This window comes from Streptomyces nanshensis, assembly GCF_001751255.1.
GTDB lineage: Bacteria > Actinomycetota > Actinomycetes > Streptomycetales > Streptomycetaceae > Streptomyces > Streptomyces nanshensis_A.
This window is the reverse complement of the sequence record NZ_LJGW01000202.1, coordinates 13,574-15,586: the sequence shown is the minus strand read 5'-3', so window position 1 is coordinate 15,586 and position 2,013 is coordinate 13,574. Positions and strand designations below refer to the sequence as shown.

The window sequence follows — 2,013 nt, the reverse complement described above, 5'->3', positions numbered from 1 at the left end:
TTGTCTCTGCGACTCCACATCCTTTCCCACTTAGCACACGCTTAGGGGCCTTAGTCGATGCTCTGGGCTGTTTCCCTCTCGACCATGGAGCTTATCCCCCACAGTCTCACTGCCGCGCTCTCACTTACCGGCATTCGGAGTTTGGCTAAGGTCAGTAACCCGGTAGGGCCCATCGCCTATCCAGTGCTCTACCTCCGGCAAGAAACACACGACGCTGCACCTAAATGCATTTCGGGGAGAACCAGCTATCACGGAGTTTGATTGGCCTTTCACCCCTAACCACAGGTCATCCCCCAGGTTTTCAACCCTGGTGGGTTCGGGCCTCCACGAAGTCTTACCTCCGCTTCACCCTGCCCATGGCTAGATCACTCCGCTTCGGGTCTTGAACACGCTACTCAGACCGCCCTCTTCGGACTCGCTTTCGCTACGGCTCCCCCACACGGGTTAACCTCGCAACATGCCGCAAACTCGCAGGCTCATTCTTCAAAAGGCACGCAGTCACGACCGCATGTGCAAGCACACACGGCGACGCTCCCACGGCTTGTAGGCACACGGTTTCAGGTACTCTTTCACTCCGCTCCCGCGGTACTTTTCACCATTCCCTCACGGTACTATCCGCTATCGGTCACCAGGGAATATTTAGGCTTGACGGGTGGTCCCGCCAGATTCACACAGGATTTCACGGGCCCCATGCTACTCGGGAAACAGAACAAGTGAGCCACCACAATTTCAGCTACGGGGGTCTTACCCTCTACGCCGGGCCTTTCGCATGCCCTTCGCCTATCGCAATGGTTTCTAACTCACCCAGCCGCCGGCAGACGACCGAAGTCCCGTCCCACAACCCCGCACATGCAACCCCTGCCGGGTCTCACACACATACGGTTTAGCCTCATCCGGTTTCGCTCGCCACTACTCCCGGAATCACTATTGTTTTCTCTTCCTGCGGGTACTGAGATGTTTCACTTCCCCGCGTTCCCTCCACACACCCTATACATTCAGATGCAGGTGACAGCCCATGACGACTGCCGGGTTTCCCCATTCGGACACCCCCGGATCACAGCTCGGTTGACAGCTCCCCGGGGCCTATCGCGGCCTCCCACGTCCTTCATCGGTTCCTGGTGCCAAGGCATCCACCGTGCGCCCTTAAAAACTTGGCCACAGATGCTCGCGTCCACTGTCCAGTTCTCAAACAACAACCAGCCACCCACCACCCCAGACACACAGCCTGAGTACACCGGGACCGGCAACCAAGAGACAACAGCTCAACGGCCGTACTCTCAGACACCCAACAGCGCGCCCAGCCCCCACCGCCCGCAGCGGACCGTCTTCCACACCTGCAACCACACAGGCAGTACTAACGGCCGACACCGGCACGAGAGCTGAATAGTCAACGTTCCACCCATGAGCGGCCAGCACCGGACGTGCGCCGGTGTACTGGCTCTGGACGGCAGGGCCCCTCTCACATCGAGAGGTGTACCTGACGCCGCATGCTCCTTAGAAAGGAGGTGATCCAGCCGCACCTTCCGGTACGGCTACCTTGTTACGACTTCGTCCCAATCGCCAGTCCCACCTTCGACGGCTCCCTCCCACAAGGGGTTGGGCCACCGGCTTCGGGTGTTACCGACTTTCGTGACGTGACGGGCGGTGTGTACAAGGCCCGGGAACGTATTCACCGCAGCAATGCTGATCTGCGATTACTAGCGACTCCGACTTCATGGGGTCGAGTTGCAGACCCCAATCCGAACTGAGACCGGCTTTTTGAGATTCGCTCCACCTCACGGCATCGCCACTCATTGTACCGGCCATTGTAGCACGTGTGCAGCCCAAGACATAAGGGGCATGATGACTTGACGTCGTCCCCACCTTCCTCCGAGTTGACCCCGGCAGTCTCCCGTGAGTCCCCAGCACCACAAGGGCCTGCTGGCAACACGAGACAAGGGTTGCGCTCGTTGCGGGACTTAACCCAACATCTCACGACACGAGCTGACGACAGCCATGCACCACCTGTACACC

At 59.0% G+C, this 2,013-nt stretch carries 1 rRNA gene and 3 other annotated features; the gene reads right to left on the bottom strand.

What is annotated here, in order from left to right:
* Window positions 1-1,157: ribosomal RNA gene (locus AN218_RS39180) — 23S ribosomal RNA — on the bottom strand; the annotation flags it as partial.
* A gap of 354 nt (window positions 1,158-1,511) precedes the next feature.
* Window positions 1,512-1,647, bottom strand: a sequence feature (16S ribosomal RNA rRNA prediction is too short).
* A gap of 63 nt (window positions 1,648-1,710) precedes the next feature.
* Window positions 1,711-1,807 (bottom strand) — a sequence feature (16S ribosomal RNA rRNA prediction is too short).
* A gap of 27 nt (window positions 1,808-1,834) precedes the next feature.
* Window positions 1,835-2,006, bottom strand: a sequence feature (16S ribosomal RNA rRNA prediction is too short).
* Window positions 2,007-2,013 lie beyond the last annotated feature (7 nt).